A 25,620-nucleotide genomic window follows, 5' to 3' on the forward strand; every position below is an offset into this window, starting at 1 on the left:
ATTTATTCATATTGAACCGAGATTAAAAGATAATAGTTGTCTATTATCTTTTTTTATTTAATCATACAGAGCGTTATAGAGAATCTTATATTTTACGAACTTATGTTCGGCATTATATAATAAATAAAGAGATGGTGAGCGACCAACTCATGTACCATCTCTAAATACACAAACGCAGAAGATAAAACTTCTACATTCATATTATATGTAGCTGTGTCTTCTGTGTCAAAGGGAGCAGAGAGAAGCATGAAACTAATATCACTTTTAAGTGGAAATGGATTTGTCATGTATAACAAAGCTTTAGCTCATACAGTATCAGTTAATGGAGCTATTATTTTTGGACAGTTGTGTTCAAGTTATGAAAGCTTTGGTAGTAAAGGTATGCTAACAATTAAAGGTGGTAAAGAATATTTCTTTTTAACAAGTGAAACCTTGGAGGAAGAAACAGCCTTATCGTATAAGCAACAACTAAAAGCGATTAAGGAATTAGAGCAAGCTGGTTATATTGAAACCAAGGTCATGGGAGTGCCTTCAAAGAAATACTTTAGTATTACAGATAAGATTGTTCAAGAACTACTTTCAGAGATAAATCCTAGCTCTAACAAAAGTGAAGACCTGAATGTATCAACAAATCCAGAGACGGTACAGCAGGACAGTAGCTCTAGCCTTTCCAAAAAGGAAATCCTAGCAGTGCCCAAAGGGAACCGCAAGCCTGTACAAAAGGGTTCAACTATTAAAAATAAAAATAAAAAAGAACAATATAAAGAAAACAAAGATAATATTGATAATTATCAAGAAACAATTACCAAATTATTAGAACCTAATCAATTTAAGACTTTAATGATTAATGCTGCTAATGAACTCTATACTCAATTTACTGTTGGCAGATGGAATAAGAAGCAATGGATTAAGATTGTGGATAAATTTGTAAATGAAACAATTGAAAGTGGAAGATATAAGAATGTCCCAGAAGATAAAATCAGAGGCTATGTTTATAAATCACTAGAAAATATTTGCAGTCATTCAGATTACAAGCACTCTGAGGAGTTTGCAGAGTATCAAGAAGTGATGAAAGAAATTTCAAGTAACGGGATTAATAAAAATAAACTACTGTCTAGATTACATAATTACTGTGAGATTGATAATGATGATTTACCATATTAAAAGGAGCACAGAATAGCTCTCAGAGGAACCAGGATTAATTATAAGGCATAAAAACGTGAAAGATAATAAATATTATTATCTTTCTTTATAATGTTCTTAGATTGAAAATGCGTAAACTTAACATATTTATGAAAAGAGTTAAAGAAAAGTATTATAATGGTAATAACTATATTGATAGGAGGTTATTACTGTTATGAGCATTTATAAAAATGTTAATGAAGTTGCTGAACTTTTGAGTATAGCTCCTTCGACTGTAAAGAAGTATTACCTACTCTTTGAACCACAATATAGATTTAAGCGTAATAATCAAGGACTACTTATGTTTTCGGATTATGATATTGATTTATTTCGAAATTTAATCCGCTTGAAAAATAATTCAGGTATGACTGTTGCAAAAGCGGTGGAGCAGATATTAAAAGAAGAAGGAAAAAGTGATGTTAATGATATTGCTGATCAAGTTAAAACCATTAAAACAGAAATCTCTTCATTAAAAGAATTGATACAACAACAAAATATAATAATGATAAAACAACAAAAGGAATTAAATAGAATAGGAGAGCAAAAGAATTTTTTGATACAGTTACTCATGAAAAATGGTGAGGAATTGAATGGGAAAATGATAAAAGAAAAGATGTCGGCGGAGCAAATACTAGAAGTAATTCAGGATATGGAAAATGTAGAGAGATGGAAATTGATAGACGAATTATTTTATAAGTTCTTCAATAAATATGAGATTGAAAAAAAGGAATTAGATTTAGATTACTAGTTTTCGCTATCTGATTTTGATGAACTTAATAAAAAAATATTATCACAGGAATGCTAAGAAACAATGATAAATTTTTTAAGGTCGAGCTTAATGCTCGGTCTTTTTTTATAGGATTAAATTTTTATTTCTAGATTTAAAACGAGAATCAATAAAAATATAGATGGTCAAAGGCTTGCCTTTGCCATTACGAACAGGCAAGCCTTGTTCGTAAGTATTTTTCTCTACTAATGATAATAAGAAATGGGGAATTAAAGGGGCCTTGTTTAGTTTACGTTTTTGTAAAGGCAGATATGATTTTTATTGTGAGGGGGAAGTGTCTCATATTAATTATTTATTGAATATCAAGTATGAGATTGCTTTCAGTACTGAAATTAAAACATCTAAAGGAGACATACGAATGAGAAAGAAACGCATATTCAAAAAATCGTTGGCAATTGAGTTAATGAAGCAAGGTTGTAATTTGGTTGATGTGGAGCAGAACAATCGTAATAAGAATTTAATGGTTTATATATTTGAACAAAATGAGAAGTTATTAGAGCTCCTTGGCAGATTAAGAGACGAAAGTATTCCAGCAAAATTACATTTATATTAATAATAATAATATATGTAAATTAATTGGAATACTTTGGTAATTATAGATATTAAATCCATTCTAATAAAAAATATCGAGAGGGACATTCACAATGTTGGAAACTAAATTTTATTCATGGAGAGAGTTGGAAGATTTACTAGAAATTCAATTTACAAAGAAAAATAATCGAGCAAAATTAATCAGAAGAAATATTGAGCCCTATTATGTTTATGAGGTTGTTAAAGAGGGACGTCCTACAATCGGTTTGGAAATTGTTGATTATAAAGAGAAACAGAAATCAGAATTTATTCGTATATGCGAAAAGATTGCTGGACAAGAAGTTACATTCCCTAGAGAAAAGAATGCTGAGCAGCTTTTAAAACTTCTTTTAGAAGGCAATTGGACGATATTTAACAATGAGGTCATTGGTATCAATGTTCCCGACGGATTAGAAGAGCACACAGTTGGAAAGTACATGAATCTATTCAAGAAGTATAAATTGATCCCTAAAAAGATTGCTTTGAAGCCTAGACTTGTTATTGACCTATCCACCGGTGAAATCGAATCAAAATGGATGGATCCAAATCAGTACACTTATTATAAGGTCAATAAAAAGAACGAAATTCGAGAGGAAATTGAAGAAGAAGAATATCGTGAAATGCTTAATTTTATTAAAAGAAAATACTCGGAGTATGTAAGCTGGAATTTAGAGTTCGGTAACATGTTGAAAGATAGAATACCTTTTATTTTAAAAGAAGCCAATTCATTAGCACGTCAATCGTGTGTTACAGAATTTGGAGCGGTTCCCATGAAAGCAATATCAAAAGTTCCTACTGGAAAAGTGTACAGAGCATTTGCAAAATACCTTGGTCTATCATTTGAAGAAGAAGGAACCGAGGAAGAATGCTATTTAATAAGCCATTTGACTGAGCAAGAAAAAAACTTTATGAAAACTGTCAAGAGAGAGGCTAATTTAGAATCTGTTATTGGAAGGAACCCGTTAGAAAGAGATTGGGATAAGTTTGTAGTAATAGGAAGAAGGGGAGAAGAAGATCAATTAGAAACTTGGAGAGGAGAAGAAAATCCTTTTGATTTAGAAACATTAGAACAAACAGCTTAAATGGGAAACATATAAAAAATATAGTCATGTTACGTACAATATTTTTGTGCAGTATATATTAATAATAGAGAGGTGAAAAGTTGCACAAGTAAGCAATTTTTGTCTATCTATATTGAAGTATTTCGTAAGAATTAATACTTCTTTTTTGTTTTCCATATTTGTTTCCTCCTGATGTGGAAAATCAGGAAGGTGCATCAGTATGACCATGTAAATTGCATTAAGAGATCCATTAAGTTTTTAAGGTTCCCTAATTCGAACTTTAGGATCTTTTGGATCTCACCTCCTTCTAAAGATTATTAAGTAAAGTGTTTGAAGTAGTCTCTTTGAGAATTTTATTTAGTAATTTCAATCATTGAATATTAGTGGCGGAAACTACTAATGTTTATTTATATATACAAGTAAATCTAGAGTTCGCCATGACGGTTTTAAACTCGAGCGACCTAGAAGTGTTTTTTGTACGATTTAAAAGAGGACAAAGAGGGCTTAAGCCACCCTCGAACTAAGGCGGTACTTCGGTATCGTCTTTTTTATTTTTACGATTTTTTAGTTTTTCACAAGTGTGAAACTTTTATAGAACAACTTCAAAGAAAGGAACGATATGATGGCATTTCCCTTTAGCTTTAATAAAAATAAAAAAGATTACTCCAAAAATTCTTTTTCTACAGCAATTTATTCAGGTAAGCCTGCAACAATTATCAGTGAAGAAGAAGCGTTAAAAGTTCCTTCTGTTAAAGCAGCAGTAGAATTAATTAGTAACTCTATTTCAACGCTTCCAATCTATTTGTACGTAGAAAATGAGATTGATAAGAGTATTGAAAAAGTATCAGATTCAAGAGTAAACATTCTTAATCACAGAAGTAATAAGTTCCAAACAGCTCAATCGATTAAAAAGAAAGTTGTTACTGATTATTTATTACATGGCAAAGCTTATCTTTGTAAGAAAAATGGTGAGCTTCATCATTTAGAAGCGAGCGGTATGAAAGAGACTCATTACACTGACGACGGTTATACATACAGTCGTAAAGAATTTACTTATAATGGTGCAGTTGAAGTTGAGTTAGACCCGTCAGAAGTGATCGTTATTGATAGTGCAACAAATGGAATTCTTGCGGACGGTGGAAAGATTCTTGTACAAGCTTCTCAGCAAATAGAGTATTCTTTAGCGTTGCTTACTAACTCAGCTGTTCCAACAGGAGTTTTAAAGTCGACTTCGAGGCTAACTGAAACTGTAATTAATCGATTACGAGAGAGCTGGAATAGTTTATATCAAGGCGCTTCTCGTTCAGGACGAACCATCATCTTAGAAGAAGGTATGGAATTCGTTCCTCTTTCAATGAAGCCTGATGAAATGCAACTTACAGATAGTCATAAAACGATTATTTCAGAGATTGCAAGGTTATTTAACATTCCTGAAAGTATGATTAACAGTTCAGCTAACAAATATAACAGCTTAGAACAAAATGGAGCTCAGTATCTTAAAGGAACTCTGTCTCCAATTATCACAGCTATTGAAAGCGCTTTAGATAATGAGATGTTAAACGAGACAGAACAACAACTTGGCTATTACTTCCGTTTCGACACATCAGAGATTCTTAGAACAACAGAATCAGAAAAGATTAAAACCGTTTCTGAAGCTTTATCAAATGGCCTTATTTCATTTAATGAAGCAAGAGCGAAACTTGATATGCCGAAGATTGAAAAAGATTATTATACATTGTCACTTGGTAACGTGTTAAAAGATGCAAAAACAGGTGAACTAACTATTCCTAATATGGGAGTCGTAGACAATCAGGTCAAAGGAGAAAGAACTAATGAAGGCAATGGAATTAAGAAGTAGTAAAGTAGCCCTCACTTCAAACAGTGAGGGTTTAATTGTGTCTGGCTACGTTAATAAACCTGGTGCATTAAGTGAAGTTCTTGGAACTGCTAAAAAGTTTCGAGAGAAAATTGCTCCTGGTGCATTTAAACGAGCTATTGAGAACCGCTCTAAGGACATTGACTTCCTTGTTGAGCACGATGCAAAGCAAGTTCTTGCTTCCACAAGAAATGAATCGCTTACTCTTCGTGAAAGTGAAGAGGGGTTATATATGGAAGCTAAAATCAGTCCAACAAGTTATGGAAAGGACTACTATCAATTAATTTCTGATGGCCTTATTCGTAACATGTCATTTGGATTTTCTGCCTTAAAAGATTCTTGGCAACAAGTAGGTGGAATGATGATTCGAACTATTGAAGAGCTCGAGTTATTCGAAATTTCAGCAGTACGTAATCCCGCATATTCTCAAAGCTCACTTGCAGCAAGAGATATTAATTTAATTGAAGAAATCGACGTTCCCTCGATGGAACAACTAAAAAACGAAAGAGGTAATCATACAATGATGAAAATGGAAAAACGCTCAAACGATATTAAGGCATTTGAACAATACTTACGAGGAGATTCTGAATCTCGAGCTTTAACAACAACATCAAACGGAGCAGCACTAATTCCTGAAAATGTTTCTGGAACAATTGTTAAGAAGATGGAAGAAGTATCACCAGCCTTCGCTCAAGCTCGTAAAATCCACTCTGTTTATGGTTCTTTAAAAGTGCCTCGTGAAGATGATGGCATTACTGGCGGTTTCTGGGAAGAAGGGGAGTCAATTCTAGAAGAAATGTTGAAATTCGAAGAAGTTAAATTGGAACAAAAGCGACTTGGTGCGGGGATGACAGTAACTAATCAATTAGCAAATGACGCTGGCGTTGATATTGTTGCTTACTCTCAAGATTTACTGTCACGTCGTCTTTCTAAAACTGCCGAGCACGCAATCTTTGTGGGAGACGGAAAGAAAGAATTTAAAGGGATTTTAAGTGAAACTGACATTGCGACAGTTGAAGCAGCAGGTGTGGTTGATATGAGTCCACTTCTTGATTTATATACTTCAATTCATCCTGACTTTATTTCAAAATCAGCGTTCTATATGAATCGAAATCTATTTAATGCTATTGCAAAGATTTCTGACAAGAACGGACATCCATTCCTTCAAAACGGCGTTGTGAACGGTGTAATTACTTATACGTTATTTGGTGCTCCAGTATACGTAACACAATCTCTTCCTGATACAACACCAGCAGTATTCGGTGACATTGCAGAAGCTTACACAATTCTTGTAAAGAAAGAAATGTCAATTCTTAATGTTGTTGATACTACTAATGCTTTGCGTGGTAGCCGATTATTAGTTGCGGATGCATACATGGACGGTGCTGTAACAAATCCACAAGCAATCGCTCGTTTAAACGTGGTTTCAGCTTAATTATATTTGTGTGAAATTTTGTAAATTTGAGGGTCGTTAATTCGACTCTCTTTTTTTTATTTGATAAAAAGTAAAGAGGGAATTGAACATGACTAAAAAAATTTCAGGTATGAAAGTAAAGCTATATATTGAAGATGCAACGACTGGTAAAGTCTTAGCAGGACAGCGTAATGCTTCATTAAGTCGTAGTGCTGAAAGTATTGATGCTACATCTAAGGACACTGAAGGAAACTGGAAAGAGAGCCTTCAAGGATTTAAAGAGTGGTCTATTGATGCAGATGGTGCTTTCGTTGAATCAGATGAAGCATATGCAATCTTAGAGAAAGCATTCTTAGATTCAGAGAATGTAAATGTATATTTAGAATTTCCATCAGGTGCTAAATATCGTGGAAACTGTACGATTACAGATTTCAGTTTAGATATGCCATATGATGATTTAGTTACTTACAGTATTAGCTTACAAGGTAATGGAGCTTTAAAGGTTACTGATAAATAACTGTATGAAGACTGAGAGCGCCTACACTTAGTCTTTCTGCTTATTTATAAAAGATGGAGAGAGGTTGTCAGCTGATGATTAAAGTAACAGATATTGATTTAGTATTCGCAAAGAATTATTTAAGAGTAGATCATACGGATGATGACCAATTAATAGAGCTTATTATAGTGGCATCTAAGAGCTTCATTCAATCGTATTTGAATAAGAAGTTCACCGAGTTTGACGAACTACCTGAAGAACTGACAATACCTTGTTTAGCATTAGCTTCACATTGGTATGAAAGACGAGAAATACAAACAAATAAGAGTGCTAATGAAGTCTTATATACATTCGCAGGAATATTGGATATGCATCGTGTATTTGTTGGTGGTGAGTTACTGTAATGAATGGATAAGAAAGGAGTAATAAGATGAAAGAGAAACTACAATGTTTACAGTTAATTAGAGAGGGATTAGATGAGAATACATTTCGATTCGTGGTAGCTGAAGTAATCGTTAAGCATTACGTCACAGAGATAGCAGAAAAGAAGAAGAACTTCTATCTTAGGGATGTTCATTGTAGAACGAATCTAATGCTGAGATCAATGGGATTAGATGAAGTTAGTTATAGATTTGTTCATAAGAATAGTTATGTTTTAGTTTAATTCATTTTAATTAAATGATTTATTTTATATGTTATTGAAAGCGTGGAAAACATTTGGAGTATCGCCTACCTTTTTAGAAAAAAACGTTTAAATACGTATAATAACGGTGGGAGTGCCGTTTTCACACCTTGAAATTTTTAATAAAAACTATTTTTATGTAAAAAAATGTAAAGGGAGTATTGAGATATGCAGGCACCAGAATATTTTAACGAAACAGCCAAAATTTCTTTTGAATTTGTTGTCGAGGAATTACAGAAAATAGATAAATTGAATCCAACAGACCAACCAGTGATTGAAGCTCTTGCTTTTAATCTTTGGACATTACAAAACTGCCAAAAGACTTTGATGGAAGAAGGATTCATTCTTGATGGTTTACATGGTAAGAAGGAACATCCAGCAGTTTCAATTTCTATGAAAGCTCAGGCGAAAGTGTTAGAAAGCTTCAAAGTTCTTGGATTAGATGCATCAATGCGTTTGAAGATTGATAAGAATGAAGATAAAATGGGTCCATCTGAATTCCTGCAAAACTTAATTGGAGGAAAGTATAAATGAGTTTAGAAGAAAATTTAACTGAAGATAATTTTCAAATTCATAATTGGAAAGTTAAGCCTAACATTAAATTGTTCAAAAGGATTATAGAAGAAAAAGAAGTTATTGATCCTTTGATTTGGGTTTTAAAAATTGAAGAACAAGTTCATATACAGTATGAGAAATATATTGAGGCTATGGAAGAACGACATAAAGAAAATCCTAAAGCTCTCAAGAAAATTCAACAAGCCAAACAGTTTTAAGAAGACCATATCTATTATTGAGGATATGGTCTTCTTATTTTTTTGCCTTTTTCTTGTCTCACAGATCAATCGACTATCCTTTATTACAAATTGAAATAGAAATCGGTTATTCTTGAATGAAAGAGATTACATATGACTAATCTATAAAATAAGTATCACTTTCAATTCTATTTTATTATAATAGAGAGAAAGGATTCGTTTTACGATTTTGTAATGCGAAAGGAAGAAATTCAAAGGGAGGGGAGGATTTTTTGGCAAAAGAGAATGTACGGAGTATTCTTTTATTATTAAAACAATTTGGTTTTACTGATAAGACATTAAAAATAATTTATCAAAATGAAGAGGCTATTTTAGAAGTTATTTTTAATGAAAATCATCCCTTTCATAACAAATATTTTGATATTTATACAACAAAGGAGAAGGAAATTTCTCAAGATTTCAATTCTTTGGTTAAGTTTTCCGATGAGTTTACCGAAAAGATGAAAGAATACAAAAGAAAAAACATTAAAATTTATTGTAGCTTGTATGAGGGTTACCCAAAGCATTTATTTGTTGAAGAAAATGAACCATTATTTCTCTATTGCTATGGAAATTTAGAACTTTTATATAATACTATACAAAAAGTGTCGATAATTGGGACTAGGAAAGCAACAAATAAGGCAGAAATTAAAACAATGGAATATGTTAAAGGTTATCTGGATCGAGGGTGGATTACAGTTAGCGGATTGGCAAAAGGTATTGATACTATAGTGCATCAGGAAACATTAAGATATAGCGGGAAGACAATTGCAGTACTACCAACTTCATTTGAAAAGATTTATCCTGCTGAAAATAAAGAGTTATTTAATGGAATTATAAATAATAAAGGGTTAGCAATATCAATCACAGGGCCATTTGAAAATACATATAAGTCTAACTTTATCGAAAGAAATTCGATAGTTGCAAAAATGAGCAACGAAATTTTAGTTATTGAAGCTTCTATAAAAAGCGGTACATTAAATACAGTTCGAAAAGGGCATGAATTTAATAAAAAGATTTATTATGATTCATCGTTATTAAATGAAGAAGTTATTAATTATATAAAAAAATATCAAGCTATTGACTTAAATGTTGGAGGGGAAAGCTAATGTTTAATCTATTGATTTCAAGAAATGCCTTTTTTGATGAAGATGATGGAATTAGAGAAGAAATCTTTGAATTAATGGAATCGATTAAGGAAAAGGAAATTCAAGTCGTTTTGGTGTCACGAAGCAATCAAAAGTATAAAGATATAATTGATGATACTCTTCCTAACCCGGAAAAAATAAAATATGGGCCTCGTGGAAAATTATCGGGAAAAGTTCTCACGAGTAATAAAGACATTATGTTGGTTGGTGCAGTTGAAGAAGATATACGTATAGCTGCCAATAATAAAATAATGTTGATAAATCCTGGCTGGGTGGAAAATGTTGATGAAAAAATCCAAAAATATGGATTTAAGCTTAAAAACTTCAATCAAATTATTCAATGTATTGATATATTAAACTTAAATAATGAAATTTTTTATGATTTTCCAATAGATGAAAAGACAAGATTAATTGCTGTGTCAAATGCAAATAAGTATTTTGCTGTGGAAAATGAAGCTGAGATGATTAAGAAGTATAAAGAAACTCTTAAATATGGAATTGAAGATTATAAATACGCTGTTTATTTTCATTATTTGACAATGATTATAGGCATGGAAGAGTTTGATGATGTTTATTATTGGATGAGTGTACCATCGTCTACTGGATCAAATGAAAATAATATATATGATATTGTCAAACAAACCAGATATTTGATGAAAAATAGAAGAAGTGAAGAATTGTTTATACGCCATAAACCAGCTAAAAAATCTACATCTATGAAACCAGAAGATAGAATTAAAGAAGGGTGTCAAAGACATTTAGACACAATTCATTTAAATCCTAAATATAAGGGTAAGTTAAAGGGAAAGAAAATATGTGTGCTTGATGATTACTTTACGAATGGATCATCATTTGAATGTATAAGAAATTTACTAATTAATGAAGAAGTTAGTGAAATTATATTAGTGGCAATTGGAACTTTCCGAAAGCCTTATCATAAAGAAAACTACAAGATTAATGGAAATGTATATGAGGCTGGATTTGAGTATTCATTTGTAAATAAAAGGGTCATAACAGGGACACCAAATGAAAAATCCTCAGAAACTATTAACGAAATACATAATATAATTAAAAGTTGAATTTAGTATAAAAATCACCTCGTAATGCTTAAATTTTAGCATAACGGGGTGATTTTTTACTATGTACAAAACAATAGAAATATAAAGTGAATGTAAGGTTTTGTATCCATAAAAAGGAATTTTTGATATAATATTCTTATAGTTCTATATTAAAATTGAACAGGAGAAGTGAATATGAAAAAGAAAATATTAATTTGGTTAGGATCAATCATAGGGTTAGTTGTTCTTACAATTGGCGTAACTCTTGGACTATTACATTTTGCAACCAATTCCGCAGACAAGAAAGTAAGCAAAGAAAAAGATATGAGTGAATATAAAGAAGCTCCAAAAGAAGAAGAAGAAAAAGAATCAATCACCGCACCAATTGAAGGTGTTTTCATGAATCTTCCTATTAATGAAAGTTCTAGTGAAGAAGAAGTTATTACAGCAATGCACCACATGACTCACCAAAAAGTAATAGCTGAAAAAAAATGGGGAGTTATCCCAATGTCTAGAAAGAATGCAGAGAGAGTAAGAGACATCTTAAATGTCAGCAACTTTGAAAAGAAAGCAGAACTTTTAGCAATTGCTGAAAGATGGGTGGATGGAAACCACAGTCTAGTTGTATCAGATCATAACTACTTTTGGAAACTGCAAGGCGGTTCCGTTGGTAAAGCCACGGGAGTTTTAGATTTGGCATCCGAGAGAAAGTTCGTTTCAAATAACTTCGGTGAAGAAATCTCATCACAATTAGTTAAACAAGGCGACCTAAAATAAACTAAATAACAAAGATTATGAAGAAGCTTCCCTTATGGGAGGCTTTTTTTATGTTTTTTAGTTTTTTGATTTACATTTTTCATTCTCACGATAAAAAAACGATAGGGACAAAGAACACAGACAAAACGCCCTGCATAGTATATCGTCGAGGTGAGAGGCCGAATGAAAATTAATGTCAGACATATTAATAAACCAAATTTAAAACTTATTGCAGAGAATTTACTTAAATTGTCTGAAGAGATTGATATAGACTCCTTAAAAAAATCAAATAATAATCGTATAAATAAAACATCTTCAAAATAACTCATACATATTTCGCTGTATGGGTTATTTTTTTTATTTGAATTTATAAATTGAGAAAAACACCCTCAAATAGGTATTTTGTGAGTGTAGTAAAAAATAAATTTCATAAATATGAAGGTTTTAGATGGAGCTTACGTATACGAAGTAAATAATCACGATGGATTTTATGTAGAGCAAACATTGCAGCACGTTTCAGAGCAAGATATGAAAAAAGGTGACACGGAGTGGATTGAATTAAATTATCATTTCACTTTTGGTGATCTTGTGCAAGTAACTGGATATGATAAAGATGTTTTTCGTATTGTTGGCTTTCGTACAGAAGTATGGAGATATAAAAATGATGCATGGGAAGATACTATATATGAATTGTCACGAATTACGGATGGTGAATGGTTAGAAGCGGATGAATCAGATTTAACGTTGCTTGCCAATGCTCAAACTGCAAATGCGATTTTGAAGAAAATGAAACAAGATAAAGCTGGAATGAATAAATTGGATTTAGGAAAATTGAAGTCAATTAATAACTCGAAAAAAGTGAGTGTTAAGACAAATCGTCAAGAAATCATTGATGGGTTACTTGATATTTATAACGATTATCAATTATTATTCGATACATTTAAAGATGAAGAATATAAAATTGTTATGGATGTTGTTCATAATTATTTAGTTAAATTGACAGAGAAAAAATAGTTAACTAGAAAGAGAGAATAAATTGAACAACAACATATGCAGTATAAGGTATGCCTACAATTATTAAAAAAATAAAAAGCCATTTGATAAGAGAGTCTGCCCATTTATCTTCATGCATGAACTCTTCTTTTGTTTGCTCTACTTCGTATTGGTGTTCCATTGTTATTTCCCCCTTTGAATAGCTTGTACTACAATCGTATGCACCTCGTCCAAATGATATGACCTATAAAAAATAAAAACTATTTTTCTAATCTCATATACATAATTTTGAGATTTTTTCATAAAACAGAAATAAAGGAGTGATGCTCATGAAGGAAATTGAAGTCGTAATTGATACGGAAGAGATTGCGGAGTTTTTTTATGAGCGACTAATTGAAAGAGGGTACGTTCCAAAACGAGAAGAAATCGAGGACCTTGCAGATATTACATTCGAGTATTTATTAGAGAAATGTATGATTGATGAAGTTTTTGATGAAGAGGAAGAATGAAAGTAACGGCGGGCTTAACTCGTCGTTTTTTACTCTTTACAAACTTGTCACAAACATAGTCGGTAATTATTGGTATAATTAAAAGAAAATTTTACGCAAGAGGTGAAGGGATGTTCAAAAAAATTATTGATTCTTTATTAGGAAAGAAAAAATATCGTTCGTACTCGAGTAGTGATTATCGCCGAAGAGGGCACTCTTATTCAAGTAGTGATTATAAGCGACGTTCTTCTGATTATGGGCATCATCATTATAAAAGAAAACGTAAAAGCCGTAGCTTCTTTTCAAGTAGCTGATGAAATGGCGTCGTGTACTAGCTATATTTGATAGACCACTGCGAAAAAATACAATTGTTGCAGAACGTTATAAAATTGAATCAGTAATTGGAATGGGGAGTTATGGAGTTACATATGTTGTTAATGATTTGCAAATAAATAGATATAAAGTCTTAAAACAATTAAGACAAAGTAAACAAAGATACGAGTTTGGTAGAAGATCATTTGAACAGGAGAAAATGATTTTACAAACATTAAATCATCATGCAATTCCTAGTCTGTATGATGGTTTCATATGGGAGAAAAAGAGCTTTTTTGTGATGGAGTATATGCCTGGTAAAAATTTCGAAGATTATATTTTCTTAGAGGGGCATATATATACAGAACGTGAAGTGTTTGAAATTTTATATGAAATATTAGGAATTGTTTCGGTTTTTCATAGTAAAGGTATTATTCACCGAGATTTACGTATTCCGAACATATTATTGAAAGAAAATCAAATTAGTATTATTGATTTTGGTTTGGCTAAATTTAAAGGTAAGGGTGATGAGCGAGCTACAACTTATGAAGGCGAACAAGCTTTGATGCGAGAAGTTCACTTTCGAAGTGATTTTTATGCTCTTGGTCATTTCTCGTTATTTTTATTATATGCAGGATATGAATCTACTGAAAAACATGAAAAACCATGGTATGAAGAATTAACTTTGGAAAATTATAATCGTGAAATGCTTATGCGAATGTTACAAATAAAAACACCGTACTATGAGAATGTACAAGATTTAAAAAAAGATGTAGCTTTTACTTTAGAAAGGATGGAGACTTCATGTTTCAAAAATTTTTAGCAAGCGTTGGTATTGGTAGTGCAAAAGTTGATACTGTTCTTGACAAAGATGAGTATATAGTTGGAGAAGATATAGTAGGTAAGGTTCATATAACTGGAGGTTCAGTTAGCCAACAAATTGAAAGCATTTATTTAACGTTGTCGACATCGTATGTACGAGAAGTGGATGATAAAAAAGTAACAGCAACGTATGATTTGGAGCGAGTTCGTTTAACAGAACCTTTTTCTGTAGAGCCGAATGAAAAGATGGAAATTCCATTTTCATTTAAAATGCCAGTTGAAGCTCCGCTTACACTTGGTATGAAAACGGTTTGGGTACATACAGGGCTTGATATTAAACGTAGTATAGATCCAAGTGATCGTGATTACATTCAAGTGTTGCCAAATGCACTGTTAAATAGTGTATTAGATAGTGTAAATCAATTAGGTTTTAAAGCACGTCATATAGAATGTGAAGAATTACCGCATCGATTACGCAAGCGAGTTCCATTCGCACAAGAATTTGAGTTCACTCCAGTTTCTGGAGAATATTATGGGGAATTAGATGAATTAGAATTATTAATCTTGCCAGGTGCTTACGACCGACTAGAAATTATTATGGAAGTAGATAGAAAATCTCGTGGATTAGCAGGTTTATTTGCAGAAGCACTTGATCTTGACGAGAAAACTATTCGCTTTACTGTCACGAGTGAAGACATTCCGACGATGAAGCAAAAAATTAACAATTATCTTTTTTAATAAACTATGCATAAAAAAGAAATGGAGAGGAAAACTAAAACAACTGCTCCATTTTTTTGCATAGTGAGGTTATGTATGTGAAACGATATCGACATTTATACTTGTTAAGTTTTACGTTGCTCATTTGTTTTGTCGTATTATCACTTTCGTATCATACCGCTTGTATTGAGAAATTTGACAATATAGTCGCACACTTTATTCAAAGCTTTCGAAATGATTATTTGACAGCCTATTTTACCTGGGCGTCTTTTATCGGTTCCAAAAGAATATATTTTCCATTACTCATTATTCTCGTAATGTATTTTCTCGTTAGAAAGAAATTGCTTAGTGCATTACTTCTAACAATTAATTACTACGGATCTCGTTATTTGAACAGTATGCTTAAACTATGGTACGAACGGGCAAGGCCTGATGTAACGCAGCTTGTTACTGCAACTGGATATAGTTTTCCGAGCGGTCATACGATGAATGCTACTGCTTTTTTAGGATTTATTGCATACGTCACAATTACAGAAGAACGTATTACATTGCATAAAAAATTGTTGATTATTTTTATAGCTAGCTTTGTTGTATTATCTATTTCAGTTAGCAGAATTTATCTTGGCGTTCACTATCCATCTGACATATTAGCAGGATGGGCAGCTGGTGGTAGCTGGCTCGTTTTATGTGTTATATTTCATAAAACGTTCATTAAAAAAGAACCTATGTCATAATAGGTTCTTTTTCCATTGGTTCAACATGAATGTGTGCATGGTAAATGCCAAACTTTTTCCGAAGCATAGCCTCGATGTTGTCAGTAATACAATGACTTTCACCAACATCCATACGAGCATCTACCTCGATTGTAATATCAACGTACGTTTGATTCCCGTACATACGAGCGCGAATATCTACGATGTTTTCCACGCCACCAATATGTTCAATAGCATCAGCGTACTCTTCCATCTTATCTGGATCGATTCCATCCGTTAACATATGAGAAGCTTCTACGAAAATCTCCCATGCAGTTTTACAAATAATAAGGCCGACAATTAAAGCGGCAATAGGATCTAAAATAGGCATTTGGAACTGCGAACCGACAATACCTACTACTGTACCAATACTTACGAGGGCATCTGATAAATTATCCTTAGCAGCGGCTTCTAAGGATTTACTTTTTGTTCGCGCTGCAATCTTTTTCGTATACAAATACACACAGTACATAACGACAGCAGAAAATAAAGCAACCCACGCAGCGAGTACATTAGGCGCTGCTTGTTTCGGATTTAAAAATGATTGAATGGCACTAACAATAACTTCTAATCCGACAGTCGCCATAATAAAAGAAGCAACAAGTGATGCGATTTGTTCTGCACGAGAATGCCCATATGGATGGTCTGGATCGCGAGGCTTACGAGAAATTTTTAGACCAATTAATATTGCTAAAGAAGCACCAATATCCGTTAAATTATTCAAACCATCAGCACGCAATGCGCTAGAGAGGGTAATATAACTGATGATAATTTTCATAGAGGATAAAAATATGTAGGCCATAATGCTGACAATAGCACCTTTATCAGCTTCTTTATGAGAAAGAGTATCCAATTTAATCACTCACCTTTCTTTAAAGGAATTTCTTTCTATAAATAGAGTATCAAACGAAACTCGTGTGGGTCTATACAAACATTGTTGACGTTTTATAGCTTTTTAAGAAGGGGATAACAAAGTTTCGTTAAGGAAAAAAATGTTGAAAAGTACAAAGCGGAAAGTTGTTAAGCAATTAACGAAGATTATGGTATAGGGAAAGGTGGCGAGAATAATGATTCGCATAATTCCTTTCATATATATTTTTCACAAAATGATCGTTTGCAATTCTTTGTGGGACTTATATAAAAGGAATGATAAAAATAATTTCTTGGATAAGGAGAGGAGAAAAGTATTATTATGTTCAATTGCCATAGAGAAACGAATACAAAGAACATTTCGAAAACAAATTAAAAAACCTCTGAAAAATTATCAGAGGTTTTTTCGGTTTTTAGTATGCTTCTAAAAACTCAGTAACTTGCTCTTCAGTTTTTGCGTTAGCACTATGTAAGTGGCCTAGCTTTTCGCCATTTTGATAAACAAGTAAGCTTGGGATCCCCATAACTTGATATTCTTCAGCAATACTTGGAAACTCATCTTTATTAATAGAATACCATTCAAATTTATTGAACTCTTCCATTACATCTCCAATAAAGTTGTCCATACGCACACAATCTGGGCACCATGTAGTAAAGAACTTAACAACTACTGGCTCCTCGCTTGCGATGATGTCTTTGAATTCCTTGTCAGACTTGATTTCTCTCATGTTTTTGACTCCTCTCAATGTCACACGGATAAGCTAGTATTTTTATGCAAAATCCGTAATTGCAAACATTTTGCAAACATTAGTGTTTTTGAAATAGATTGTTTGCAAAATCTTCGACCGCTTTTTCTTGTAGGCCTGGTACGACATGTGAGTAGGTATCTAATGTGATGCCTACTCTTTTATGTCCTAATCGTTCACTAACAATCTTAGGATGGATACCTTGTTTCAACATTAAGGTTGCATGGGTATGTCTTAGATCGTGGAATCGAATATCAGGAACCCCACTTTTCTTTATAAGCTTTTTCCAGAGCTGTGTCAAACTTCTGAAATTGCATGGGTTACCATTATAGATTGGGCAAACCAAATCATAATTATTATATCCATCGCCATAACGTTCTTTTTCTTCTATTATTTTTTGAAAATGTTCTTGAAGAGCCAGCAGAGTAATTTCAGGCAAAACAATTAATCTCTTTCCTGAAGATGTTTTAGGTTCATGAAACTCTTTGGTAATATGCGAGAGGGAACGATTAACAGATAAGGTCCGTCTGTCAAAATCAATATCCTTCCATTGAAGTCCTAAAATTTCACCTTTGCGCATTCCACATGTAATTGCGAGAAGATAAGCAATGTAATAACGGCTTTCTTTAGCGTGTTCTAAAAAGCGAAGAACTTCTTCCTCTGTCCATGTATTTACCGTTTTTGCATCGGCACCAGCAGTAGGAGGGCTAATTACGTCAGCAACATTCCTTTTTACAATCTCATGACGTACGGCATATGCTAAAGCTGTTCGTACAATTTGATGAATACTGCGAACCGTGACAGGTCTCATAGATTCTGATAAATCACTGTAGAACTTTTCAAGATTTACACCTTTTAATTTTTGCATTGGAATGTTTCCGAGCTTTGGTATAATATGATTGTTAATATGTTTTCGATAGTTGTAGTACGTGGTTTCTCGAAGATTTATCTTTCTTGCTTCAAGGTATTGAAGAAAAAACTCACGTACTCTCATTTTTGTGGGCTCAATATATGAGCCTTCTTCTATTTCTACGATTCTTTTAGCCATGTCGGCTTGTGCTTCTTTTTTTGTTTTATACCCAGAAAACCATTTCTGTCTTCGTTTCCCTGTCTCTGGATCAGGACCGATATCAATGATTATTGACCACTTTGTTCCTCTTTTTCGAATATGCCCTTTCATGCTAAACACTCCTTGATTTGTATTTTCCTTTGAATTTGTGTAAGACGCTGCTTACATAATTCAGGAGTAACTTGAAACACTTCAGACATATCAGCGACCATAGTATCCTTTGCAGGATTAATATATTTTAGCATATGGAAGGGGATAGCTGCATATTTGGTAAAACGTACTGCATCCCATTCTTGCAATTCGCGAAAAGCAGTAGGCATAATCCCTTGTATGCCAGTGTGGCGTAAAATATGGCATAATTCATGGAAAAATACTTCCTTTTGTTTTTCTTTAGATAAGCGTGAATCAATAACAATCATTTTTAAATAACTATTTGCTATGTAGTATGAGTCAATGCCTTCTATTAAAAGTATGATATTACAGTGTTGAGCGATTTTTTCAATACATAAGTCACTTGGCTTTAAAATTCCAAGCTGTTGATAAAATGTAGTTATCCAATCTTCTAGTAGGGTAGTGTGATACGACCAGTCCATGAATTTCACCTCATTGTTAAAAATAGGAACGTTTGTTCTTATTTTACTGTAAAAATAAAAGCCCGTGAAGTGGGCTTTTATTGATTAGTATAAAATTCATTAAAACTTCCATTTATATTTTTTATTTTCTACGTTTTTCCGCTAATTCTACAACCATATCAAAATGACGTTTAATCATTTCCACATCCTCTGGAGAGAGGTTTTTCCACTTTTCTATATCAAAGAATCCCATGTCGTTTATACCAAGTTGTTTGACATGCCTAGAAATTTCGTTAAGGGAATCATAGTGCTTTTCATTTGTTGAAGAAGTGGGTATCGCTTCTTCCTCACCAGTAATTATAAAATGTGTTGAACAACCTAAAATGTTTGATAAAACAACTATGTCATCAGGGTCAGGATATGTGTACTCTCTTTCCCAGTTGGAAATTACTTGAGGTGATACTTTCATGTGAATAGCTAATTCTTTTTGAGTCTTATTTATTCGTTTTCTTCCCTCGCGAATTCTTTCTCCAATTCCATTTTTCAAGATAGTTCACCTCTCTATGCTTTGTATATGAATAACTGTATAAGTTAGTTAGTAACACACCAATACATTAATTTTAACTAAAATTAACGGATTTCGATACATGACTAACGGAATTTGAGAAAATAATAAAAAAAGAAATTGAATATAACGGAAATCGTTAGTATATTAAATGTAACGGATAACGTTATTTAAGGTGGTGTTTAAGATATTAGTTATAGAAAATGTAGAAAAGATTCGAAAGGCAAGAAGGGTTACTAAGACTTTTATAGCAAATAAAACTGGTTTATCTCTTCAAGGATATAGACATATTGTAAACAAAGATGTTCGTTTAGATGTAGAAAGATTAAAGAAAATATCGGGCGCTTTAAATGTACCAATATCTATTTTTTTTGACGATAAACTAACGGAATCCGTTATAGAAGAAATGGAAAGCGAGTTTGTAAAGTAACACTTATTTACGAAAGGAGAGCTAATATTATGAATCAAATCCAAGAATTGTATCGCGTTATACATCTTCAAATGAAACTAATGGATATTACCTACGCATTAGAGAACGATCCGAATTATAAGAAAGAAGACGCGGTTCAAGAGTTACTGGAACTAATACAAAATTTAGATTGTGAAAAAACACATATTCAAGGGAATGAGGGAAGCAAATGAGTATTGAGGAGCAAATACAACAAGCAGTGACAAAAGCAATCCAACCTTTAATAGAAATTCTTCAAAGCCAACAGTCGCAAGTAAACAATCAAAAACCTTTACTTACTTTAGAAGGAGCGATGGAGATTCTGGGTGTTGGTAAGAACAGAATGTACGAAATTGTCAAAAACGATGACTTTCCAGCATTTAGAGAAGGGAAGCGGTGGATGATCATTACTCATAAATTTTATGAGTGGATTGAACAACAAGCAGGAAATACAAAAATGATGTAGGGGTGTATGTATGAACTTAGAGGAATCGTTAAAAGAAATTATTCGTGAAGTTGTGAGAGAAGAGATTAGAGCAGCGTTAGCTGAATTTCAGAAACAAGCACAACCAAACAAAGTCATGCGAGTAAAAGAAGCGGCTGCTTATCTCAACATTGCAGTTTGCAGAATGTATGAATTAGCGAAGCATCCACAGTTTCCAGTTATCCGAGAAGGGCGCAAGTTACTCTTCTTACAAAAAGATTTGGAAGCGCAAAAGGAGGACCATGACGTTGATTGAAAGTACATTCAGTCTTTGTATAGTAGCGGTGGTTATCGTGTCATTCGTAGGTGGCGGAGCGCTATTAGGTACTTTTATTGAAAAACTTATCAACGAGAACGAACGGTTAAAGCAAGAAAATAATCAATTAAGGAAGGTGAAGAGAATATGAGCATTACAGCACCGGTTCTACCAAAAGACATGCAAAAAAAACAAGTGTTAGATGAGTTCTTAAAGTGTTGTGAAACGATGCAAATCAAAGCGTTAAAACAACATGATCCAATCGCATTTTGTACATGGATTAAAGAAGCGCGACTAGCAAGAAGGGAAGTTGCAGCACTATATCGAGCGAAAGAAAAGCATGATATAGAACGTGAAAGGGATCGTAAAAACATTCTCGGAATCATTGAGCAGTTAAGAAGCCAGGGAATTGATGCATCAGTTGTTGAACGTGCCCATTATATAACCCTTTGTGAGGAGGTGAGTTGAATTATGGAAAATCCAATCGTAATAGGGAATCATCACGATTCATGCCAACAAGATTTCGAACATTATTGCAGCGATTGTGGAGGTGAAATGTACTTTGGAATGACGTATTACGAATTCGAAGGAAATTTAATTTGTGAAGATTGTGCTGAAAAGTTTTTAGAGCGGCACGCAACGAGGTTTGTTGCAGGGGAATAAAAAAGAACCCACAGCAATGGGTTCCCTTTGAAAAATAAGTCAGAGCTAGTATATCACAGGAAGCGAGTGAATAGAACATGCAAGCAAAAGTATTGGTTAATACACTCAACATGGACCACGCTCAGTGGCTACAAGCACGTACACAAGGTATTGGTGGTTCAGATGTTTCTGCTATCGCAGGTTTAAATAAATGGAAATCAGCGGTTCAAGTATTTTTTGAAAAAACACAAGCGATTGAAAAAGAAGATATACAAAGTGAAGCGGCATATTTCGGTAACGTTTTGGAAGAGGTAGTTGCGAATGAGTTTGCAAAACGTACGGATTTAAAGGTGCAACGCAGAAACGCAATTTTACAGCATCCTGAATATCCGTGGATGCTCGCGAATGTAGACCGATTGATTGTAGGTGAGAAGATTGGTCTTGAATGCAAAATAGCATCGGAATATTTAAAAAAAGAGTGGGAAGGTGAAGAAGTACCAGCGGCTTATCTTCTCCAGTGTCAACATTATATGGCTGTAACAGGATATGAAGCATGGTGGATTGCAGTACTGATTGGCGGTAATAAGTTTGTTCATAAAAAAATCGAACGTGATGAGGAATTGATTCAGTACCTTATCGATATTGAAAAAGACTTTTGGTTCAACAATGTTGAGAAGAATGAGCCACCGATGTTTGATGGCTCGGATGCATCAACAGAATTACTTAAACATTTATATCCAGAATCAATCGCAGATAGCTTTGTAAGTTTAGGTAAACAAGAAGAACTTCTGATTGAAGCGCGAGAACAAGTTGATAGAGAAATCAAAGTGCTGCAAGAACAAAAGGCAGAGTATGAAAACGAAATTAAAGAAAAACTCGGCATGAATGAAGCGGGTGGAACTGAGAACTACAAAATTTATTGGAAGACTTACAGCACGAAACGTTTTGATAGCAAGCGATTTAAAGCGGAACACCCTGATTTATATGAGCAGTATGCTAAAGAATCTAAATCAAGAAAATTCACGGTTAAACAAGGGAGGAAATAAACAATGGCAACGAACAAAGATGTGAAAAATCAATTAGCAAATCGTAAAGCGAGCGTACCAGCAACTCCGGAACAAACAGTAGAAGCATATATGAAGAAAATGGGTCCTAAAATGGCTGAGGTATTACCAAAGCATATGGATATGGACCGTATGAGTCGGATTGCTCTTACAACAATTCGTACAAATCCTAAATTACTTGAATGCAGCGTACCGTCGTTGATGGGGGCTGTGATGTCAGCAGTACAATTAGGGCTTGAGCCTGGATTACTAGGACATTGCTATATCTTACCTTATAAAAGTGAAGCGACTTTCATTATCGGATATAAAGGGATGATCGATTTAGCAAGACGTTCTGGCCACATACAAAGTATTTACGCACATGCGGTGTATGAAAATGATGAGTTCGAATACGAATTAGGCTTACACCCTCAGCTGAAGCACAAACCATCATTCGGTAATCGCGGTGAGTTTATTGGAGCGTATGCAGTAGCTCATTTCAAGGATGGTGGGCACCAAATGGAATTTATGCCGAAGAGTGAAATTGAAAAGCGCCGAGGTCGTTCAGCTTCCGCTAATTCGAACTATAGCCCGTGGAAGACAGATTATGAGGAAATGGCAAAGAAAACAGTGGTTCGTTACATGTTTAAGTACTTACCAATCAGTATTGAAGTTCAGTCACAAGCGCAGCATGACGATGTGGTTCGTAAAGATATCACGGAAGAACCAGAATTCATTGAAGCTGATCCAATCGAAGTGGAACAGTCAACTGAAGGAGACGGACAAGCAGAATTTGTGATTGAAGGTGAATAACAAGTCGAAGGTGCTGCTCTCTCGCAAGTTGTGGGAGAGAGCACAATCAAAAGATGAATTGAAACAGTCGATTGCACGTTATATACAAACTGGTTATCCAGGTTATCGGATAGAGAAAGCCATTAAGGAAAATGAGTCTTACATCGCGATTTGCACAAGGGGGTAAACGGCATGAGTAATGCTGTATCTGAAATTGGAGGTTTGAACCTAAAGGGAAATGTGGTAGATCATGAATGGTTTAATTACATTACTTTTAGTAACGGGAAACCACATATTGTAGCCATTATGGTTTTAAGTGAAATTGTTTATTGGTATAGACCAACAATTATACGTGATGAAATAAATGGGAAAGTCACTTATAAGAAAAAGTTTAAGGCTGATAAATTACAAAAGAATTATCAACAGTTAGCTGATACTTTTGGTTTTACAAAGTTACAAGTGAAGAGAGCGTGTGATTTACTAACAGACATGATCCTTATAAATATTGAATTTCGTACTATCCATGTAGATGGAAAAGTTTTAAATAATGTGATGTTTGTCGAGCCAGTAGCATCAGAAATTAAGAAGATATCTACCATGTATCAACAAGTAAATGAAGATCCTGGTTACTTAGAAGTAAACACCCTTCTTACTTCAAAATCACCACCCTCCTTACTTCAAAGTAACGACCCTCCTAACTTAGAAGTAAGGACAAATACAAAGATTACTACAGAGATTACTACAAATATAGATGATGATGATAACCATCATCTGTTAATTGATCCACAGCTTAAAAATAGCTTAGAACACCTAATGAAAAATAACATTCCATTAAGTGTAATTGCAGAGCAGGAGTTAGGGGAGTTTTGTGATTCGTTTGGTAGTGAATTAGTAAATAGAGCAGTTGATAAAGCAATCGATGAAAATGCTCCAAGATGGGCGTATATTCGAAAAATTTTGATCAACTGGCAAAAAAGCAGCGTGAAAACAATGGCAGATGTAATCAAGCTTGATGAGGATTATAAAAACCAAAGAGGTGGTGTAGATAATGCAACACATCGGAAACGAACTGGCAGAGGTTATGGCACGAGCAGAAATTATGAGGAAGAAATTGCAAGTCGAGAGCGAAACATGCCAACCTTCATTAAACGAGTATAGATGTTTAAAGTGTCATGATTCGGAAGTGATTTTTTACGAAGAAGTGAATCAGTATGGAATGCGAGTGGCTATGCAAAAGGATTGCGAGTGTAAAGCACAGCGAGTATTAGAACGCAGGTTAAAAAATGCAATGATTCCAGAAGAATTTACAGATGCTCGGTTTGATTCATACAAACGAGAAACAGAAGAACAAAAGCTTTTGTATAGCACGATGGGAAAATACTTGCAGAACTTCAAAGAGATCAAGGAAACAAAACAAAATAGCCTGGGTTTCATCGCGACATTTGGAGAGCTTCGGATTAAACAACTAGAGCCAACAAAGCGCGCGCAAGCGAAGAGAGAACACAATAGCTTCGGGCTTGGTAAAACACATCTTCAAGTAGCTGCAGCAAAGTATCTCATGAAGCAAGGATATAGTGTATTGCTTATTTCAGACGGAACATTCATGGATGATCTGATTGCAGCCAAGATGATGAATGATGAAAAAAAAGAATTTAATCGATTGTTAAATCACGCAAAACAGGTAGAGGTCCTCATCTGGGATGACTTAGGGAAGTCAAAATGGTCAGAAGCGAAAGAGAACCTCTACTATCAAATCATAGATTATCGGTATCGTCATAATTTGCCGATTTTATACAGCTCTAATGAAGATGATGAAACATTACCTGAAAAGATTGGTTATGCAGCCAAGAGTCGATTATTCGGAATGAGCAAACATTACTTAATCGCTGTAGAAGGCGATGATTATCGTGAAAAGGAGTGAAGAAAATGTGCATAACATGCAGTAACACTGGCGTAGTTCATAAAGAAATTTATCCTGGGATGGTAACGATTGAGGGGTGTACTTGTGAGGTAGCAAAGCAGCAAGAAGCTACACAAAAAGAATGTTGGGAAGCTTGGTTACAAAGGTTTGCAGAATGGGAAAAGGGGTGCAGCGTGAGCAATGTTGTTCGAGGCTACCAAAAAGGAAAGTACGCAGTATAAGTAAAAAAGGACGAGCAGTCGTACCTGCTGTCCTTTAATAGGAGAAAAATTATTCTGGACTAGAACTACGAATAACCAGAAAACGC

39 protein-coding genes are annotated in these 25,620 nt (G+C 33.9%); 32 read left to right on the top strand and 7 right to left on the bottom strand.

Annotation, left to right across the window (positions count from 1 at the left end; genetic code table 11):
• Positions 1-246: 246 nt before the first annotated feature.
• From MR065_RS20265 to MR065_RS20280, 4 genes are all read left to right on the top strand, one after another.
• Positions 247-1,164 (top strand): hypothetical protein, encoded by a 918-nt coding sequence (locus MR065_RS20265; protein ID WP_242214895.1) that lies wholly within the window; start codon positions 247-249, stop codon positions 1,162-1,164.
• Positions 1,165-1,357: 193 nt separating this feature from the next.
• Complete coding sequence (locus tag MR065_RS20270; protein ID WP_242214896.1) at positions 1,358-1,930, top strand: MerR family transcriptional regulator; 573 nt, start codon at positions 1,358-1,360, stop codon at positions 1,928-1,930.
• Positions 1,931-2,327: 397 nt separating this feature from the next.
• Complete coding sequence (locus MR065_RS20275) at positions 2,328-2,522, top strand: DUF5659 domain-containing protein (protein ID WP_242214897.1); 195 nt, start codon at positions 2,328-2,330, stop codon at positions 2,520-2,522.
• Between the two features lie 91 nt (positions 2,523-2,613).
• Positions 2,614-3,621, top strand: coding sequence for a hypothetical protein (locus MR065_RS20280; RefSeq protein WP_242214898.1), 1,008 nt, complete (start codon positions 2,614-2,616; stop codon positions 3,619-3,621).
• A gap of 24 nt (positions 3,622-3,645) precedes the next feature.
• On the opposite strand, the gene MR065_RS27505 is transcribed toward MR065_RS20280, so the two are convergent.
• Complete coding sequence (locus MR065_RS27505) at positions 3,646-3,777, bottom strand: hypothetical protein (RefSeq protein ID WP_277927488.1); 132 nt, start codon at positions 3,775-3,777, stop codon at positions 3,646-3,648.
• 442 nt (positions 3,778-4,219) lie between these two features.
• Between MR065_RS27505 and MR065_RS20285 the strand changes: the two genes are divergently transcribed.
• The 11 genes from MR065_RS20285 to MR065_RS20335 all read left to right on the top strand — a co-directional run bounded on the left by MR065_RS20285 (position 4,220) and on the right by MR065_RS20335 (position 12,835).
• Entirely contained in the window at positions 4,220-5,458 is a 1,239-nt protein-coding gene (locus tag MR065_RS20285; RefSeq protein ID WP_242214899.1) for a phage portal protein, read from the top strand.
• On the top strand, positions 5,433-6,911 hold the full coding sequence (locus MR065_RS20290) for a phage major capsid protein (RefSeq protein ID WP_242214900.1): 1,479 nt from the start codon (positions 5,433-5,435) through the stop codon (positions 6,909-6,911). The genes MR065_RS20285 and MR065_RS20290 overlap by 26 nt, the downstream gene beginning before the upstream one ends.
• An 88-nt stretch (positions 6,912-6,999) precedes the next feature.
• Positions 7,000-7,407: a phage major tail protein, TP901-1 family gene (locus tag MR065_RS20295; RefSeq protein WP_098488383.1), complete on the top strand. Its 408-nt coding sequence runs from the start codon at positions 7,000-7,002 to the stop codon at positions 7,405-7,407.
• A 74-nt stretch (positions 7,408-7,481) separates the two neighbouring features.
• Positions 7,482-7,790, top strand: a complete 309-nt coding sequence (locus MR065_RS20300) for a head-tail connector protein (RefSeq protein ID WP_098782058.1) — start codon at positions 7,482-7,484, stop codon at positions 7,788-7,790.
• A 26-nt stretch (positions 7,791-7,816) separates the two neighbouring features.
• The gene (locus MR065_RS20305) at positions 7,817-8,050 is read left to right on the top strand and encodes a hypothetical protein (RefSeq protein ID WP_242214901.1); all 234 of its coding nucleotides are present in this window, start codon (positions 7,817-7,819) and stop codon (positions 8,048-8,050) included.
• 186 nt (positions 8,051-8,236) lie between these two features.
• Positions 8,237-8,602 carry a phage terminase small subunit P27 family gene (locus tag MR065_RS20310; protein ID WP_098558644.1) on the top strand — a complete coding sequence of 122 codons (366 nt, stop codon included), beginning with the start codon at positions 8,237-8,239 and terminating at the stop codon, positions 8,600-8,602.
• Positions 8,599-8,841, top strand: a complete 243-nt coding sequence (locus tag MR065_RS20315) for a hypothetical protein (RefSeq protein ID WP_242214902.1) — start codon at positions 8,599-8,601, stop codon at positions 8,839-8,841. Before MR065_RS20310 ends, MR065_RS20315 begins: the two co-directional genes overlap by 4 nt.
• A gap of 251 nt (positions 8,842-9,092) precedes the next feature.
• Positions 9,093-9,968, top strand: coding sequence for a DNA-processing protein DprA (locus MR065_RS20320; protein WP_242214903.1), 876 nt, complete (start codon positions 9,093-9,095; stop codon positions 9,966-9,968).
• Positions 9,968-11,086, top strand: coding sequence for a hypothetical protein (locus MR065_RS20325; protein WP_242214904.1), 1,119 nt, complete (start codon positions 9,968-9,970; stop codon positions 11,084-11,086). Before MR065_RS20320 ends, MR065_RS20325 begins: the two co-directional genes overlap by 1 nt.
• A gap of 174 nt (positions 11,087-11,260) precedes the next feature.
• Complete coding sequence (locus MR065_RS20330; protein WP_242214905.1) at positions 11,261-11,842, top strand: PRK06770 family protein; 582 nt, start codon at positions 11,261-11,263, stop codon at positions 11,840-11,842.
• A 414-nt stretch (positions 11,843-12,256) separates the two neighbouring features.
• A complete protein-coding gene (locus tag MR065_RS20335; protein ID WP_242214906.1) occupies positions 12,257-12,835 on the top strand; it encodes a hypothetical protein in 579 nt (192 codons plus the stop codon).
• 4 nt (positions 12,836-12,839) lie between these two features.
• Here MR065_RS20335 and MR065_RS20340 read toward each other — a convergent pair whose 3' ends face one another.
• On the bottom strand, positions 12,840-12,995 hold the full coding sequence (locus MR065_RS20340) for a DUF3930 family protein (RefSeq protein ID WP_097906058.1): 156 nt from the start codon (positions 12,993-12,995) through the stop codon (positions 12,840-12,842).
• 148 nt (positions 12,996-13,143) lie between these two features.
• Between MR065_RS20340 and MR065_RS20345 the strand changes: the two genes are divergently transcribed.
• The 5 genes from MR065_RS20345 to MR065_RS20365 all read left to right on the top strand — a co-directional run bounded on the left by MR065_RS20345 (position 13,144) and on the right by MR065_RS20365 (position 15,887).
• Complete coding sequence (locus tag MR065_RS20345) at positions 13,144-13,323, top strand: YozD family protein (protein WP_097906059.1); 180 nt, start codon at positions 13,144-13,146, stop codon at positions 13,321-13,323.
• A gap of 110 nt (positions 13,324-13,433) precedes the next feature.
• Positions 13,434-13,616: a hypothetical protein gene (locus MR065_RS20350; RefSeq protein ID WP_141436551.1), complete on the top strand. Its 183-nt coding sequence runs from the start codon at positions 13,434-13,436 to the stop codon at positions 13,614-13,616.
• A complete protein-coding gene (locus MR065_RS20355; protein ID WP_242214907.1) occupies positions 13,616-14,437 on the top strand; it encodes a serine/threonine protein kinase in 822 nt (273 codons plus the stop codon). Before MR065_RS20350 ends, MR065_RS20355 begins: the two co-directional genes overlap by 1 nt.
• Positions 14,419-15,174, top strand: coding sequence for a sporulation protein (locus MR065_RS20360; protein WP_242214908.1), 756 nt, complete (start codon positions 14,419-14,421; stop codon positions 15,172-15,174). The genes MR065_RS20355 and MR065_RS20360 overlap by 19 nt, the downstream gene beginning before the upstream one ends.
• Before the next feature lie 77 nt (positions 15,175-15,251).
• Complete coding sequence (locus MR065_RS20365; protein WP_141436552.1) at positions 15,252-15,887, top strand: phosphatase PAP2 family protein; 636 nt, start codon at positions 15,252-15,254, stop codon at positions 15,885-15,887.
• Here the strand turns inward: MR065_RS20365 and MR065_RS20370 are convergent.
• From MR065_RS20370 to MR065_RS20390, 5 genes are all read right to left on the bottom strand, one after another.
• A complete protein-coding gene (locus MR065_RS20370; RefSeq protein ID WP_242214909.1) occupies positions 15,877-16,758 on the bottom strand; it encodes a cation diffusion facilitator family transporter in 882 nt (293 codons plus the stop codon). The two genes, MR065_RS20365 and MR065_RS20370, sit on opposite strands and share 11 nt — an antisense overlap.
• A gap of 430 nt (positions 16,759-17,188) precedes the next feature.
• Positions 17,189-17,503, bottom strand: a complete 315-nt coding sequence (locus MR065_RS20375; RefSeq protein WP_001206934.1) for a thioredoxin family protein — start codon at positions 17,501-17,503, stop codon at positions 17,189-17,191.
• 79 nt (positions 17,504-17,582) lie between these two features.
• Positions 17,583-18,701: a site-specific integrase gene (locus MR065_RS20380; RefSeq protein WP_242214911.1), complete on the bottom strand. Its 1,119-nt coding sequence runs from the start codon at positions 18,699-18,701 to the stop codon at positions 17,583-17,585.
• Complete coding sequence (locus tag MR065_RS20385; RefSeq protein WP_242214913.1) at positions 18,698-19,183, bottom strand: ImmA/IrrE family metallo-endopeptidase; 486 nt, start codon at positions 19,181-19,183, stop codon at positions 18,698-18,700. Before MR065_RS20385 ends, MR065_RS20380 begins: the two co-directional genes overlap by 4 nt.
• A gap of 121 nt (positions 19,184-19,304) precedes the next feature.
• On the bottom strand, positions 19,305-19,709 hold the full coding sequence (locus MR065_RS20390; protein ID WP_242214914.1) for a helix-turn-helix domain-containing protein: 405 nt from the start codon (positions 19,707-19,709) through the stop codon (positions 19,305-19,307).
• A 196-nt stretch (positions 19,710-19,905) separates the two neighbouring features.
• Between MR065_RS20390 and MR065_RS20395 the strand changes: the two genes are divergently transcribed.
• From MR065_RS20395 to MR065_RS20450, 12 genes are all read left to right on the top strand, one after another.
• Positions 19,906-20,157: a helix-turn-helix domain-containing protein gene (locus tag MR065_RS20395; protein ID WP_242214916.1), complete on the top strand. Its 252-nt coding sequence runs from the start codon at positions 19,906-19,908 to the stop codon at positions 20,155-20,157.
• Positions 20,158-20,186: 29 nt separating this feature from the next.
• Positions 20,187-20,369, top strand: coding sequence for a hypothetical protein (locus MR065_RS20400; protein ID WP_242214917.1), 183 nt, complete (start codon positions 20,187-20,189; stop codon positions 20,367-20,369).
• On the top strand, positions 20,366-20,641 hold the full coding sequence (locus MR065_RS20405) for a helix-turn-helix domain-containing protein (RefSeq protein WP_242214919.1): 276 nt from the start codon (positions 20,366-20,368) through the stop codon (positions 20,639-20,641). The genes MR065_RS20400 and MR065_RS20405 overlap by 4 nt, the downstream gene beginning before the upstream one ends.
• Positions 20,642-20,651: 10 nt before the next feature.
• Complete coding sequence (locus MR065_RS20410; protein ID WP_242214920.1) at positions 20,652-20,915, top strand: helix-turn-helix domain-containing protein; 264 nt, start codon at positions 20,652-20,654, stop codon at positions 20,913-20,915.
• Positions 20,908-21,066 carry a hypothetical protein gene (locus MR065_RS20415; RefSeq protein ID WP_242214927.1) on the top strand — a complete coding sequence of 53 codons (159 nt, stop codon included), beginning with the start codon at positions 20,908-20,910 and terminating at the stop codon, positions 21,064-21,066. Before MR065_RS20410 ends, MR065_RS20415 begins: the two co-directional genes overlap by 8 nt.
• Positions 21,063-21,383, top strand: a complete 321-nt coding sequence (locus tag MR065_RS20420) for a hypothetical protein (RefSeq protein WP_242214921.1) — start codon at positions 21,063-21,065, stop codon at positions 21,381-21,383. The genes MR065_RS20415 and MR065_RS20420 overlap by 4 nt, the downstream gene beginning before the upstream one ends.
• A complete protein-coding gene (locus MR065_RS20425; RefSeq protein WP_088058624.1) occupies positions 21,384-21,578 on the top strand; it encodes a hypothetical protein in 195 nt (64 codons plus the stop codon).
• Between the two features lie 77 nt (positions 21,579-21,655).
• Positions 21,656-22,603: a YqaJ viral recombinase family nuclease gene (locus MR065_RS20430; protein WP_242214922.1), complete on the top strand. Its 948-nt coding sequence runs from the start codon at positions 21,656-21,658 to the stop codon at positions 22,601-22,603.
• Positions 22,604-22,606: 3 nt separating this feature from the next.
• Complete coding sequence (gene recT, locus MR065_RS20435) at positions 22,607-23,413, top strand: recombination protein RecT (RefSeq protein WP_242214923.1); 807 nt, start codon at positions 22,607-22,609, stop codon at positions 23,411-23,413.
• Positions 23,414-23,584: 171 nt separating this feature from the next.
• Complete coding sequence (locus MR065_RS20440; RefSeq protein ID WP_242214924.1) at positions 23,585-24,550, top strand: DnaD domain-containing protein; 966 nt, start codon at positions 23,585-23,587, stop codon at positions 24,548-24,550.
• On the top strand, positions 24,504-25,313 hold the full coding sequence (locus MR065_RS20445; protein WP_313895167.1) for an ATP-binding protein: 810 nt from the start codon (positions 24,504-24,506) through the stop codon (positions 25,311-25,313). The genes MR065_RS20440 and MR065_RS20445 overlap by 47 nt, the downstream gene beginning before the upstream one ends.
• Before the next feature lie 5 nt (positions 25,314-25,318).
• A complete protein-coding gene (locus tag MR065_RS20450) occupies positions 25,319-25,534 on the top strand; it encodes a hypothetical protein (protein WP_242214925.1) in 216 nt (71 codons plus the stop codon).
• The last annotated feature ends 86 nt before the right edge of the window (positions 25,535-25,620 follow it).

It is taken from the genome of Bacillus cereus group sp. BfR-BA-01383, from assembly GCF_022663495.1.
GTDB lineage: Bacteria > Bacillota > Bacilli > Bacillales > Bacillaceae_G > Bacillus_A > Bacillus_A cereus_AU.